This is a genomic window from Rhodoferax sp. ZS1R8 (assembly GCF_056521325.1).
The window spans coordinates 827,761-840,975 of sequence record NZ_JBWMBA010000002.1; the positions used below are offsets into that span (position 1 = coordinate 827,761).

Genomic DNA, 13,215 nt, shown 5'->3' on the forward strand with positions numbered 1-13,215 from the left:
TTGCCATACCGAGCCGCTGAACCCCGAGAAATCCCATGTCCCTTCCTGCCTTGCTCAACAACGTAGACCACAAGGACCTGCGCATCATCACCACGCGCGGTGCCCTGTACGGCGACAACGTGATGACCGCCTTGTCGTTTCCGCATGAGTTCCGCAACCTGCAGGCTCATTACCCCATCGTGTTCTTCAAGTCTGAGGACGGGACCAGCTTCCATTCGGCAGCGCTCCTGGGTTTTCAGGAGGGAGAGAACCTTTTTCTCGGGGATGGCAGCTGGGACGCTGCCTATGTGCCACTGACAGTTGCACGCCAGCCCTTCCTGATTGGCAACGTCAAGGGTGAGATGCTGTTGCACGTGAACCTGGACAGCCCGCGGGTGAGCAGCACCGAGGGGGAGCCGGTTTTCCTGGAGTACGGGGGGCACACGGATTTTTTGGAGCAGGTGAGTTCCATGCTGCGCGCCATCCACGACGGCCTGGAGCAGGCACCGGCATTCAGTGCCGCGTTGGTGGAGTTAAATTTGCTGGAATCGTTTGTCTTTGATGTGGAGCTGATGGACGGATCGCAGCACCGCCTGGCCGGTTGCTACACGATCAACGAAGAGCGCCTGCAGGCGCTGGATGGTCAGGCCCTGGAGCGGCTGAGCCGATCCGGGTTTCTGCAGCCTATTTATATGGTGATTGCGTCCTTGTCGAACCTGCAAGCACTGGCAGAACGCAAACGCCGTGTTCACGATGCTGGCAGCCGTTAAGCCGGTCCGCACGCTTTCGGGTCTGGATCCGCAGGCGTTACCGGACGCGGTGCTGCACTCCACAGAGCCATTGGTCCTGAAGGGCTTGGTGGCGCACTGGCCCATGGTGCAGGCCGCGCAGCAGTCGCCGCCGGCGGCAGGGCAGTACCTTCGCCGCTTTTACCGAGGAGCCGTTGTCGAAGCCTTTGTGGGCGCCCCCCAATTTGAGGGCCGTTTTTTTTACAACGACGATTTGACGGGTTTCAACTTCCGCACAGAACGGCTCAAGCTGGATGCCGTGCTGGACGACCTTGACCGCCATGCCTCAGACGCGCAACCGCCTGGCCTATACGTGGGGTCCGCCACGCTGGACAGTTGCCTGCCGGGATTCCGTGTGCAGAATGACGTGAACCTGGGCGACAGGGACGCGCTGGCCAGTGTCTGGATCGGCAACCGCACGCGTATTGCCGCCCACTACGATGCGCCCGACAACCTGGCCTCTGTGGTTGCTGGGCATAGGCGCTTTACCGTGCTGCCACCCGAGCAATTGGCCAACCTGTATGTCGGCCCTTTGGATCTCACACCGGCGGGCCAGCCTGTAAGCCTGGTCGACTTTGCCCGTCCGGATCTGGAGAAATTCCCCAGGTTTGCAGACGCGATGGAAAGCGTGCAGGTAGCCGAATTGGAGCCCGGCGACGCCATCTTCATCCCCAGCATGTGGTGGCACCACGTCGAGGCACTGGACTGCTTCAACGTCCTGGTGAACTACTGGTGGAAGCAGACGCCGGACTATATGGACCCGGCAATGAATGCGCTGATGCTGGCCATCATGAGCGTGCGCCATTTGCCGCCCGCGCAGCGCGAAGCCTGGGCCAACCTCTTTGACCATTACGTGTTTGATGCCGATAGCGAATCCCTTGCACATATTCCTGCAAACGCGAGGGGCATTCTGGGCGCCTTGGATGCGAACACCACACGCATGCTGCGGGCGTATCTGCTCAAAAAAATGAACCGCTGACAGGAGACTGAATTGAACGAACAAGGCTACGCCGATAGCGACGCCAAACCCATCAAACGCATCGTGATCGCAGGTGGAGGTACGGCCGGCTGGATGGTGGCCGCGCTGATGTCCAAAACGCTGGGCAAGTCGCTGCATATCAAGCTGGTTGAGTCGGATGAGATTGGAACCGTGGGTGTGGGAGAGGCCACGATCCCCACACTGCTGACTTTCCACGAACTGCTGGAAATCAACGAACAGGAGTTCATGGCCGCCACCCAGGCAACGTTCAAACTGGGTATTGGCTTTGAGAATTGGCGCAATGTTGGCGAAAACTACGTCCACTCTTTTGGTACAACAGGTACGGACCATTGGACCGCCGGTTTTCAGCACTTCTGGCACAAGGGCAGAGAGCGCAAACTGGCGGGCGATTATGGCGACTATTGCCTGGAACTGAAGGCGGCACTGGCAGGCCGGTTCGCCCACCTGCCGCGCACCGGTATGAACTACGCTTTCCATCTGGACGCAACGCTGTACGCGCGATTTTTGCGCAAGTTCAGCGAAGGCTTTGGCGTGCAGCGTGTGGAGGGCAAGATTGTCCACGTGAACACACACGCGGACAGCGGCCACATCCGGTCCATCACGCTGGACTCAGGGGCGGACATTGAGGGCGATCTGTTCATCGATTGCACCGGCTTTCGGGGTTTGTTGATCGGTGAAACCTTGAAGGTCGAGTACCAGGACTGGTCTCACTGGCTCTTCAATGACGGCGCTGCGGCCGTTCAGACCGAGTCGGCTGGCGATGCCGTGCCTTATACCCGCTCCATCGCCCACGCTTGTGGCTGGCAGTGGCGCATTCCGCTGCAGCATCGGGTTGGCAATGGTCTGGTGTACAGCAGCCGCTACATCGACGACGAACAGGCCAAGACCACACTGATGGGTAGCCTGCAGGGCAAGGCCTTGATGCAGCCTCGGGTGCTGAAGTTCCAGCCCGGCCAGCGCCAAAAAACCTGGCACAAGAACTGTGTCGCCATCGGCCTCGCAAGCGGTTTTATTGAGCCACTGGAGTCCACCAGCATCCACCTGATCCAGCGCGGCATCATCCGGCTGATGCGCTTGTTTCCGGTGCGCGGAATCTGCCAGGCCGATGTGGACGAGTACAACCAGCAGACGCTGAACGAGATCGAACACATCCGCGATTTTGTGGTGTTGCACTATAAGGTGACGAACCGGACTGATTCGCCCTACTGGAACGCCTGCCGCAACATGGAGGTGCCGGCGTCGCTGCAGCACCGCATAGACCTGTTCCGCGAAACCGGGCGCGTGTTCCGCATTCCCAACGAACTGTTTGCCGAGAACTCCTGGATACAGGTGATGCTGGGGCAGGGCATCATGCCCAAGCAGCACCACCAATCGGCAGACCTGATGGGAGATGCCGAACTGTCGCGCTTTCTGGACGGTATCAAGTCCAGTATCGACAGGACGGTGGCGCAACTGCCCACGCACCAAGCCTACTTTCAAAAATACTGCGGCGCGCCCAAGGTCTGACAATGCACGACTTTCACAAACCCTCTAGTCTTAACCGCCGCACGGTGCTGGCCACCGGTGCGCTCGCCGCCGCTGGCGTGCGTGCCCAAGCGCCCACTGTGCTCAATGTTGCAGCCTTTCCTCTGGTTGATGAGATCGCCCGTGCTGCGCTGCCGCAGTGGAAAAAGCTGCACCCGGATGTGGAAGTCAAGATTCAGACCCGGCAATACCAGGACCACCACACGGCCATGACAACGGCGCTCTCAACATCCGGCAATTTGCCCGATGTCATGGTGCTGGAGGCCAGCTTCCTGGGCCGCTTCTCCCAAGGGGCGGGGCTTGAGGACCTGTCCCGAGAGCCGTTTGCCATCGGACGCTTCCAGGACCGCATGGTGCCGTTCGCCTACCAACAGGCGACCAACAGCAGGGGTGCCGTGGTCGGCATGCCCACCGACATCGGCCCTGGCACCTTGCTCTACCGCAAGGACATTCTGGAGCGTGCAGGCGTCGCAGAGGAAGAGTTGACGCGCTCTTGGGACAGCTATGTGGCCGCGGGTGTGCGCATCAAGGCCAAGACCGGTGCGTATCTGATCGGCACCGTGCAAAGCGTCAAGGATATTTTGATCCGCTCTGGCATCCAGCCTGGTGAGGGCCAGTATTTTGACAAGGATTCCAATGTGCTGGTCACGTCTGATCGATTCGTGCGCGCCTTTGAAGTGGCCCGTGAGGCCCGCAGCCACAAGCTGGATGCACGCACCACCGCATGGTCCAACGAGTGGTCCGAAGGCTTTAAGCGCGGTACCGTGGCGACTGAGGTCACCGGCGCCTGGATGGTGGGACAACTCAGCAACTGGGTGGCTCCCAAAACCGCGGGCCTGTGGCGCGCCGCGGCGCTGCCGGAGGGCTCTACCGTCTCGTATGGCGGCTCGTTCTATTCCATTCCGCGCCGCTCGGACCCGGCGCGCAAGGCACTGGCGTGGGAGTTCATCCAGTTCATGACGCTGAACCGTGACCGCCAGTTGGAAGCATTCACCCAATACGATGCTTTCCCAGCGCTGCTGGACGCCCACAATGCAGCATTTTTCGAAGAACCGGTGGCTTTCCTCGGGGGGCAGCAGGCGCGCATGCTGTGGCGCGACACCGCGCGCAAGATCACCGCGGTCCAGGTGCACAAGCAAAGCTCGTTTGCCGATGAGGTCATCAACACTGAACTGGACAAGGTGATGCTCAATGGCAAGAACATCCGCACCGCACTCGCCGATGCACAGCGTCTGCTGGAGCAGCGCGCACACCGCTAGCCGCCTGAAGGTAAACCATGCAAAGACTCTTCTCTCTGTCCGCTTCTCTTGTGCTGCTGGCCCTCACGGCCTGTAGCGGTGCGGGCAGTACCTCCGCTAAAGCGCCCGAACCTGCAATGCCCACCCCTATGATCACCAACCCCACCACGCTTTCCGTACCTGCCGACCACGTTCTGGTGTGGTCGGATGAATTTGCGAACGATGGCTTCCCGGATGCCAGCAAGTGGGTCCACGAAACGGGACGCAACAAAGAAGGCTGGTACAACAATGAAAAGCAGTATTACAGCGGCCCGCGCCTGGAGAACGCGCGCGTCCACGATGGCGTACTGACCCTCACCGCACGCAAGGAAACACGCGCCGACCAGGCAGACTGGGGCGGGCAGGCCTACTCGTCGACGCGGCTGGCAACATTGGGCAAAAAAGACTGGACATACGGCTTCTTTGACATCCGCGCCAAGCTGCCCTGCGGCAAAGGCACATGGCCCGCCATCTGGATGGTGGGCAGCCAAGGCACATGGCCCGCAGGTGGCGAGCTGGACATCATGGAGTGGGTCGGTAGCCGGCCCGAGCGGGCGTTCAGTACCGTTCATACGACGGCCGGCAGTGGCGGCAATGGAAAAGGTGCAGACACCACTGTGGTGGACGCCTGCAATACCTTCCACAACTACCAGATGTACTGGACGGCACAGCAGATTGTTTTTGCCGTCGATGGCAAGGTGCACTTCATCTATAAGAACCCGGGAACCGGTGTGGATGCCTGGCCCTTTGACGCGCCGCAATTCATGATCCTCAATGTGGCGGTTGGCGGGGACCTGGGTGGTGCGGTGGACGACAGCATTTTCCCAGTCCAGATGGACGTGGAGTACGTTCGGGTATACCAAAAAGCTCGGTAACATGAACACCCTGCCCCACGGAAGAGAAAATGTCTAACGCACAACTGTCGGTTGTATTCTTCATACAAATGTTTGTCGTGCTGGCTACTTGCCGGGCAGTAGGCTGGTTCGGCCAAAGGTATCTGCACCAACCGCAAGTTGTCGGCGAAATGATTGCCGGTGTTCTGCTGGGACCAACCCTTTTTGGCCTTCTCGCACCGCAGTGGCACCATGTGCTCTTTCCTAAAGAATCTATCACCGTGCTCTATGTCGGGGCGCAGTTGGGCGTAGGGCTTTACATGTTTTTGGTGGGCCTGGGCTTTCGTACCGACCAGTTCAAAGCCAACGCTGGCGCCGCCGCTGCAGTGTCTATCTCCGGTATGGCTGCACCATTCCTCGTCGCTGTTCTGATCACCCCGTGGTTGATGACTGTGCCCGGCCTATTCTCGGGCAGTGCTAGCCAATTTAACGCCACGCTGTTCATGGGCGCGGCTATTTCCATCACCGCGTTCCCAATGCTGGCCCGCATCATCCATGAGCGCGGCTTGAGCAACTCCAAAATGGGAACCCTGTCTCTGTCCGCAGGCGCGATTGATGACGCCGGTGCCTGGTGCGTGCTGGCCATCGTGTTGGCCAGCTTTGGTGCCGGCCCAGAGCTAGCTATCAAGACCATCGGGGGGGGTGTTGTATTTGCAAGCGTGGTGTTGCTGTTGGGCCCGCGGTTGCTCGCGCCCTTGGGTCGCACCGTGGAGCGCGACGGCAAGTTCAGCTCGACCACGATGGCGATGACGTTGATGGCATTCATGTTGTGCGCTTTTATCGCCGATGGCATCGGTTTGCACGCTGTGTTCGGCGGCTTCCTGCTTGGTACAGTGATGCCACGCGGTCTGTTTGCCACCGAACTGCGAAAGCAGATCGAACCCTTTGCCGTGGTCGTTCTGTTACCGATGTTTTTTACTTTTTCCGGCCTCAATACCCAGCTCACGATGATCAACAACCCAGAGCTGGCACTGATTGCCCTGGCTGTTCTGGCGGGATCGATCCTTGCCAAAGGAGGTGCCTGTTATGTGGCCGCCCGGCTGTGCGGGCAGGACAATCGCACCGCCCTGGGTATCGGTTCGTTGATGAACGCGCGTGGGCTGATGGAGCTGATCATCATCAACATCGGCTTGCAGAAGGGCGTGATCGGCACTGGTCTCTTTTCCATGCTGGTGCTGATGGCTATTGTGACTACGTTGATGGCTTCCCCTGTATTTGAGTGGGTGTATGGAAGGCAAGCCCGCGAAACCGGCGAGCTGGAATCTTTGGATTGCGTTGCCGCCGCCAACGCTTGAGCTTGCAGTGGTAATTCTTGCCCGTTGTATTACGGCGCTGTTAGCCGCGGCCGCGTGGGTGGTATCCGTTGCGGCGGTAGCGCAAACCACTCAACAGCCCTTGGTGTGGCCCCAGCAAGTGCGCGCCGCCGTCAGTCTGGCCTATGACGATGCGTTGAGCTCGCAGTTGGATGTAGCCGTGCCTGCGCTGAACCGGCATGGCCTGAAAGCCAGCTTTTATCTCACGCTGGGCAGTGACACCGTAGCCAGGCGCTTGGCCGATTGGAGAGAGGTCGCAGCACAGGGTCATGAACTCGGGAATCACACGCTGTTTCACCAATGCTCCGGCTCGGCACCCGATAGGAGCTGGGTAAATGTGGACAACGATTTGGACACGACCAGCGTCGCACAACTCGTCGCGCAAATACGCTTAGGAAACACCCTGTTGCGCGCCATCGATGGCCGGCAGGCACGCAGCTTTGCCGCGCCGTGTGGCGACTTGAAAGCGTCGGGAGAGCCCTACCTGCAACAACTGCAGGGTGACTTCGTCGCGATGAAGTCCGCCTTTGGAGGCCTCGTGCAGGATATGCAAGCACTCGACCCCTATACGGTCGGGGTCGAGGCAGTGTCAGACGTCAGCGGTGCCCAACTCATTGCCCTGGTGCAGCGCGCCGCATCGGCGGGCACGATGGTCAACATCACCTTCCACGGCGTGGGTGGGGATTACCTGTCGGTATCGCGCGAGGCGCATGAAGAGCTGCTGGCCTACCTTGCCAGCCACCGCCACATTTACTGGACTGATACCTTTGTGCGCATCATGCAGTACGTCAGGGCCCAGCGCGTCACGCCAGTACATACGTCGCAATAGCCCGCGCTGGTAGTTCCGTGGCGCAGTGGGCGTCTCGCACGCGCAGCGTAAAAGCTATAGCGTTCTCGGTACGGTTCAAGACCACCACGGCAGTGCTGCCGTCCGGGTTGACGAAAGCAGTCGTTTCCAGGTCTTGCCGGCTGGCCGCGCACAGTACACGGTACGCGCCTGGCTGGACGAAGCGGCTGAAGTGTCCAATGTAGGCAAATGAGTTTTGGTGTTGCAGGGTTCCTGTGGCGCGGTCCGCCAGAATCGGCGCGCTGCACAGGTTGCCAACATGGTTGGGCCCGCCGGTTTCGTCCAGCAGCAGGTTCCAGTCGATCCAGCCGGTGGTCCAGCGGTTGAGGTCATTGACCATTGAGCGCGCATACCGCTCGCCCAGGGCCCATGAGCCGTGGTGTGGACCGCCCTCTTGGCATCCCTCGGTGAACAGCAGCGCCTTGTCTGGCCAGGCATCGTGCACCAGTTGCACGTGGTCGAAGTGGTCTTCGCCGTACCAGTGGAAGCCACAGCCCCACACGTACTGCGCCGCCAGTGGATCGGAGTACACCACGCTGGCGCGCTCCACCATCAAGTCGCGGTTGTGGTCCCAGATGACGATCTTGATGTGTCCCAGACCGGCATGGGCCAGCGCTGGCCCCAAGTGGTCGCGCACAAAGTCGCGCTCTTCTTCGGCGGTGTAGATGCAGGAATCCCAGCGCTGCGTGGCCATGGGTTCGTTTTGCACTGATACACCCCATACCGGGACACCTTCGGCTTCGTATTCGCGTATGAAGCGCACGAAGCATTGGGCCCAGGCCGGGGCGAAGGCTGGCAGCAGTTTGCCGCCGTGGTTCATCTCGCCGTTCGATTTCATCCAGGCGGGGGGACTCCAGGGCGACACCAGCAGCTGCAGTGGCCGTGCAGATACCCTCTGTGCTGCCTTGATGAACGGCAACAGCGCCTTGCGGTCTCGGTCAATGCTGAAGTGTTTCAGATCGACGTCGCCGGCCACTTCGGTGTGGGCATAGTTACCCAGCGCAAAGTCGCAACTGTTCATGTGCACGCGGCACAGGCTGTAGCCGTGGCCAAGGGTGGGGTGGAAGTAGTCTTGCAGCACCTGGTCCCCCTGGGCGCTGGGCAGGGCTTTCCAGGTGACGGCAGCGGCTTCGGTGAAGGCGGCGCCAAACCCCAACACGACCTGGAATCGCCGATCCGTGTTGACCAGCACATGCGGCATGTCCTGAGGAGCCGGTTGGCTTCCATCCAATACCAACTCGGCTTGTGCAGCAAGGTACGGGCCCTTGTCTTTGGCGGTTAAGAAGTAGCGAACGCGGGTCATCGGGTGCCCATCAAAACGCCTTGCTGGTCAAATGCCAGCGCCTTCAGTGGCGCCCCCACCACGAGGCCCACTGTCTGACCCGCAACGAGCATGGCTTCGTTGCTCGCTACCTTGGCAATCAGCAGTGCGGTGATGCGGTCAACCCGCAGGTGCACCATGGCCGAGTCTCCCAGTTGCTCCACCAGTTCTACGGTAGCCGGTATACCTTGTTCGGGCGCGCCCACGCCCAGGTGTTCCGGACGAATGCCAATGCGGTGGGCGTCGGCGTGCGTGCCCTGCGCCAGGCTTTTCCACAGTTCGGTGTGCGCAGCAGACGCGGTGCCGGCTTGCGGCCGGTCAATGAAGTTGATGCGCGGCGAGCCGATGAAGCCGGCAACGAATTCGTTGGCGGGCCGGTTGTAGAGATCCATCGGGCCGCCAATCTGTTCGATCCTGCCCTGGTTGAACACGGCGATGCGGTCGCCCATGGTCATGGCTTCCACCTGGTCGTGCGTCACGTAGACCATGGTCGTACGCAACTCCTTATGCAGGCGCGACAACTCGATGCGCATGTTGACGCGCAGCGCAGCGTCCAGGTTGGACAGCGGCTCGTCAAATAGAAAGACCTTGGGTTTGCGCACGATGGCGCGGCCAATGGCGACGCGCTGGCGCTGGCCGCCCGAGAGTTCCTTGGGGTAGCGCTCCAACAGATCGGTGATGCGCAGAATCTCTGCCGTACGGCCTACCTGCTCGGTGCGCTGGGCCTTGGACACGCCGGCCATCTTCAGCGCAAAGCCCATGTTTTCAGCAACCGTCATGTGCGGATAAAGCGCGTAGCTCTGGAACACCATGGCCGCACCCCGGTCGGCTGGGCGCATGTCGTTGGCCCGCACACCGTCGATCAGCAGATCGCCGCCAGAGATTGTCTCCAGCCCGGCAATCATGCGCAGTGTCGTGGACTTGCCGCAGCCCGAAGGTCCTACAAAGACGAGGAATTCGCCCTCCCGAATGTCCAGGTCAATGCCCCGGATGACTTCTATCGTGTCAAAGTTTTTGCGGATGGCCCGCAGCGAAACCTGGCCCATGGTGGTGTCCTTGTTGGAAATTGGCGGGGGTCAGCGTGAAGCCGCAGCGTGCTGCGATTGGGCTGTGGCGAGAAAGTCCCGGTACCAGCGGGCGCTGTCCTTGAGTGTGCGCTCCTGGGTTGCGTAGTCCACATGTACGATGCCGAAGCGTTTCTCGTACCCAGAGGCCCATTCAAAATTGTCCATCAGGCTCCACACCATATAGCCCTGCATGCGCACGCCCTGTCGCATGGCCTCTGCGACCGCCGCAACGTGGTGCTGGATGTAGCGGGTGCGTGCCTGGTCGTGCACGCGTCCGCCCTCTAGCACATCCTTGAACGCGCCGCCGTTTTCGGTCACGTACAGGGGTGGTACAGCGTAGTCACGGTGCATGCGCACCAGCAGTTCGGTCAGGCCCTCGGGGTAGACCTCCCAGCCCATGTCGGTAATTTCCAGGCCGCTGGACTCGGCTTTCCAGGACTTGTCCGCACTGACCACCGACCGTGTGTAGTAATTCACACCCAGGAAGTCGATGGGCACCGCGATGTTTTTCAAATCATCCGCTTGCATGGCCGGGGCATCGGGCCCCAGGTGGTCAAGCACATCTTGCGGATAGCGTGCCTTGAACAACGGGTCCATGTACCAGCGCAACAGCTTACCGTCTTCCAACTGGGCCTGCGCCTGGTCGGCGGCGGCCGTGGTGGCCGGGTGCATCGGCGACAGGTTCAACACAATGCCTAGCGTGGCCTTGCTGTCTTGTGCACGCAGGGCTTGTACCGCCAGCCCGTGGCTCAGCAGCAGGTGGTGCGATACCTGGGCGGCCGTGGCGCGGTTCTTGATGCCAGGGGCGAACACGCCGGTCTCGTGGCCTAGTACTGCCACGACCCAAGGTTCGTTGTGCGTAGCGATCGAGGCCAGGCGGTCTCCCATGCGCGCCTGTATGCCCTCTGCATACTCCACAAAGCGGTGCACTGTGTCGCGGTGTGCCCAACCGCCTTTGGCTTGTAGCGCATCCGGCAGATCCCAGTGGTTCAGCGTCAGGTAGGGTTTGATCCCCCTGTCCAGCAAGCCGTCGACCAGGCGTTCATAAAAGTCCAGACCCTGCTCGTTCCACGCACCTTCACCGGTAGGGCGTACGCGTGGCCATGCGATGGAGAAGCGGTAGGCATCCACGCCCAGGTTGGCAATCATGTCCAGATCCGAGGCACAGCGCAGGTAGTGCTCGCAGGCCGCGTCGCCGTTGCTGTGGTCGGCAATCACGCCAGGCTGGCGGCAGAAGCTGTCCCAGATGGAGGGGCCTTTGCCGTCCAGCGCAGCCGCACCTTCGATCTGGAAGGCACTGGTTGCAACGCCCCATACGAAGTCGTCTGGAAACTGGGATTTGGTAAGAGAGGGCACAAACGTGGTCATGGATTCGAAAAATGAAATAGGGAAGGGCGCAAGCGGGCTTACTTGACAGCGCCTACGGTCAGCCCGGAAATCAGCTGCTTGGAAGAAATGACGAACAAAACAATCAGCGGCAATGTGGCGATTGCAGAGCCTGTCATCAGCGCGCCCCACTCGGTGTCCACCGGGCTTTGCAGGCTGCGCAGTGCCAATGGCAGCGTGTACATGTCGGGTGAGCGCATGACGATCAGCGGCCCGATGAAGTTGTTCCACGACGCAATGAAGGTGATCAAACCCAGCGTGCCCAGTGCAGGTTTGAGCAGCGGCAGCACGATGCGCCAATAGATGCCCAGCTCGCTGCAGCCATCCATGCGGGCGGCCTCCACCAATTCACGTGGGATGGACGATGTGACAAACTGCCGCATCAGGAAAATGCCGAACGCACTTGCAGCGCCTGGTATGTACAGCGCACGGGGCTGGTCAATCCAGCCCAGCATGTCCATGATCATGAAGGTCGGAATCATGTTCATGAATGAGGGCAGCAGCATCGTGCCCATGACCAGCCCGAAGAATGCGTTCTTGAAGCGGAAGTCAAACATCGCAAAGGCATAGCCGCCCATGGAGCAAAACAGCAGCGTCAGCGCCGTGGATGCCAGCGCCACGTACACGCTCCAGCCCAGGTTGCGCCAGAAGGCGATCTTCTTGGTCAGGATGGCCAGGTTGTTGAAGAAGTCATCACCAAAGAAGACAGGCGGTGGCAGGCTGAAGATTTCGGTGCGCGAGTGTCGCAAAGACAAACATGAAATAGAAGGGCGCCAGCATGAACAGCATGCCGATCCCCACCACGCAATAGGCGGCCCAGGGGGCCAGACGGTCGGTTTTCATTGGGTTTTGCATGCCTGTGTCATTGGCCGCGCTGGCGGAAGATGCGGTTGGTGATCCAGGTCAGCAGGGCCACTACTACGAACAGCAACCACGACATGGCGCTGGCAGCACCAAAGTCATTGAAGTCAAATGCCATGCGGTACAGGTAGACGGCCGTTGTCATGCCGGCCTGGTCTGAACCGCCCTTGCCACCCGTCAAGATGAAGGGCTCCTCGAACAACTGCAGGCCGCCGATGACGCTTAGGGTCACGCCAAAGAACATCATGGGTTTGAGGCTGGGCAGCGTGATGTACCAGAACTTCTGAAAACGGCCGGCGCCGTCCATCGTGGCAGCTTCGTACAGATCGGGCGGTATGGTCTGCAACGCTGCCAGGTAAAGCACCAGGTTGAAACCCACATAGCGCCAAAACACGATCAAAGCGATGGCAGGCTTGATGTTGTCGGGCTGGTTCAGCCAGTCGACCGGAGTGCCGGGCACCAACCAGCCCAGCACCGGTACCTGGTGCAGCATCTGTAGCGCCACATTGATCAGACCGAAGTCGGTAGAGAACAGCGAACTGAACAGAATCGCAATGGCCACCGATGACGTGATGTAGGGCATGAAGTAGGCGCCGACCACACCGTTGCGCAAGCGCCTGAACGAGGAGTGGATGAAATAGGCCAGCGGTATAGCCACCAGATGCTGTGGTACGCCCGATACCAGCGCCAGCCAGGCCGTGTTCTTCAGCGACTTCCAGAACCATTCGTCGCGCAGTGCAAATGCAAAGTTGTCCAGGCCAACAAAGGCCATGGCATCCAGGCCGCTGGTGGGCTCCCAGGTCTGGAATGCCAGGTACATCGAGAAGCCCAGCGGAAATACGCCGAAGACCACAAACAGAATCACAAATGGGCTTAGCAGCACATAGGGCGTCCAGGTCGGCGACAAGCGCAGGGGTGCCGGTAGCTTCATAGTGGGATCGGTAAGAACATGGACAGTG

The 13,215-nt window shown here is 60.2% G+C and carries 12 protein-coding genes; 7 read left to right on the forward strand and 5 right to left on the reverse strand.

What is annotated here, in order from left to right; translation table 11 throughout:
* Positions 1–35: 35 nt before the first annotated feature.
* The 7 genes from AC097P_RS09835 to AC097P_RS09865 all read left to right on the forward strand — a co-directional run bounded on the left by AC097P_RS09835 (position 36) and on the right by AC097P_RS09865 (position 7,603).
* Positions 36–749, forward strand: a complete 714-nt coding sequence (locus AC097P_RS09835; RefSeq protein WP_479610212.1) for a SapC family protein — start codon at positions 36–38, stop codon at positions 747–749.
* Complete coding sequence (locus AC097P_RS09840; protein ID WP_479610436.1) at positions 733–1,746, forward strand: cupin-like domain-containing protein; 1,014 nt, start codon at positions 733–735, stop codon at positions 1,744–1,746. The genes AC097P_RS09835 and AC097P_RS09840 overlap by 17 nt, the downstream gene beginning before the upstream one ends.
* 12 nt (positions 1,747–1,758) lie before the next feature.
* The gene (locus tag AC097P_RS09845; RefSeq protein WP_479610213.1) at positions 1,759–3,273 is read left to right on the forward strand and encodes a tryptophan halogenase family protein; all 1,515 of its coding nucleotides are present in this window, start codon (positions 1,759–1,761) and stop codon (positions 3,271–3,273) included.
* A 2-nt stretch (positions 3,274–3,275) separates the two neighbouring features.
* A complete protein-coding gene (locus AC097P_RS09850) occupies positions 3,276–4,550 on the forward strand; it encodes an ABC transporter substrate-binding protein (RefSeq protein WP_479610214.1) in 1,275 nt (424 codons plus the stop codon).
* Positions 4,551–4,678: 128 nt separating this feature from the next.
* The gene (locus AC097P_RS09855) at positions 4,679–5,443 is read left to right on the forward strand and encodes a glycoside hydrolase family 16 protein (protein ID WP_479610215.1); all 765 of its coding nucleotides are present in this window, start codon (positions 4,679–4,681) and stop codon (positions 5,441–5,443) included.
* A 29-nt stretch (positions 5,444–5,472) separates the two neighbouring features.
* Complete coding sequence (locus AC097P_RS09860; RefSeq protein WP_479610216.1) at positions 5,473–6,756, forward strand: cation:proton antiporter; 1,284 nt, start codon at positions 5,473–5,475, stop codon at positions 6,754–6,756.
* A 7-nt stretch (positions 6,757–6,763) separates the two neighbouring features.
* The gene (locus AC097P_RS09865) at positions 6,764–7,603 is read left to right on the forward strand and encodes a polysaccharide deacetylase family protein (RefSeq protein ID WP_479610217.1); all 840 of its coding nucleotides are present in this window, start codon (positions 6,764–6,766) and stop codon (positions 7,601–7,603) included.
* On the opposite strand, the gene AC097P_RS09870 is transcribed toward AC097P_RS09865, so the two are convergent.
* From AC097P_RS09870 to AC097P_RS09890, 5 genes are all read right to left on the reverse strand, one after another.
* Positions 7,578–8,924: a glycoside hydrolase family 30 protein gene (locus AC097P_RS09870; protein ID WP_479610218.1), complete on the reverse strand. Its 1,347-nt coding sequence runs from the start codon at positions 8,922–8,924 to the stop codon at positions 7,578–7,580. The two genes, AC097P_RS09865 and AC097P_RS09870, sit on opposite strands and share 26 nt — an antisense overlap.
* Positions 8,921–9,988, reverse strand: a complete 1,068-nt coding sequence (locus AC097P_RS09875) for an ABC transporter ATP-binding protein (protein ID WP_479610219.1) — start codon at positions 9,986–9,988, stop codon at positions 8,921–8,923. Before AC097P_RS09875 ends, AC097P_RS09870 begins: the two co-directional genes overlap by 4 nt.
* Before the next feature lie 30 nt (positions 9,989–10,018).
* A complete protein-coding gene (locus AC097P_RS09880) occupies positions 10,019–11,377 on the reverse strand; it encodes a GH1 family beta-glucosidase (RefSeq protein ID WP_479610220.1) in 1,359 nt (452 codons plus the stop codon).
* A gap of 38 nt (positions 11,378–11,415) precedes the next feature.
* A complete protein-coding gene (locus tag AC097P_RS09885) occupies positions 11,416–12,150 on the reverse strand; it encodes a carbohydrate ABC transporter permease (protein WP_479610221.1) in 735 nt (244 codons plus the stop codon).
* A gap of 107 nt (positions 12,151–12,257) precedes the next feature.
* Positions 12,258–13,187, reverse strand: a complete 930-nt coding sequence (locus tag AC097P_RS09890; protein ID WP_479610222.1) for a carbohydrate ABC transporter permease — start codon at positions 13,185–13,187, stop codon at positions 12,258–12,260.
* Between the last annotated feature and the right edge of the window lie 28 nt (positions 13,188–13,215).

What these genes read in the sequence shown, in the direction of transcription:
- AC097P_RS09870 (WP_479610218.1), bottom strand. Translation starts at nt 8,924, where the DNA reads ATGACCCGCGTTCGCTACTTCTTAACCGCCAAAGACAAGGGCCCGTAC.
- AC097P_RS09860 (WP_479610216.1), top strand. Translation starts at nt 5,473, where the DNA reads ATGTCTAACGCACAACTGTCGGTTGTATTCTTCATACAAATGTTTGTC.
- AC097P_RS09835 (WP_479610212.1), top strand. Translation starts at nt 36, where the DNA reads ATGTCCCTTCCTGCCTTGCTCAACAACGTAGACCACAAGGACCTGCGC.
- AC097P_RS09850 (WP_479610214.1), top strand. Translation starts at nt 3,276, where the DNA reads ATGCACGACTTTCACAAACCCTCTAGTCTTAACCGCCGCACGGTGCTG.
- AC097P_RS09880 (WP_479610220.1), bottom strand. Translation starts at nt 11,377, where the DNA reads ATGACCACGTTTGTGCCCTCTCTTACCAAATCCCAGTTTCCAGACGAC.
- AC097P_RS09875 (WP_479610219.1), bottom strand. Translation starts at nt 9,988, where the DNA reads ATGGGCCAGGTTTCGCTGCGGGCCATCCGCAAAAACTTTGACACGATA.
- AC097P_RS09855 (WP_479610215.1), top strand. Translation starts at nt 4,679, where the DNA reads ATGATCACCAACCCCACCACGCTTTCCGTACCTGCCGACCACGTTCTG.
- AC097P_RS09890 (WP_479610222.1), bottom strand. Translation starts at nt 13,187, where the DNA reads ATGAAGCTACCGGCACCCCTGCGCTTGTCGCCGACCTGGACGCCCTAT.
- AC097P_RS09840 (WP_479610436.1), top strand. Translation starts at nt 733, where the DNA reads ATGCTGGCAGCCGTTAAGCCGGTCCGCACGCTTTCGGGTCTGGATCCG.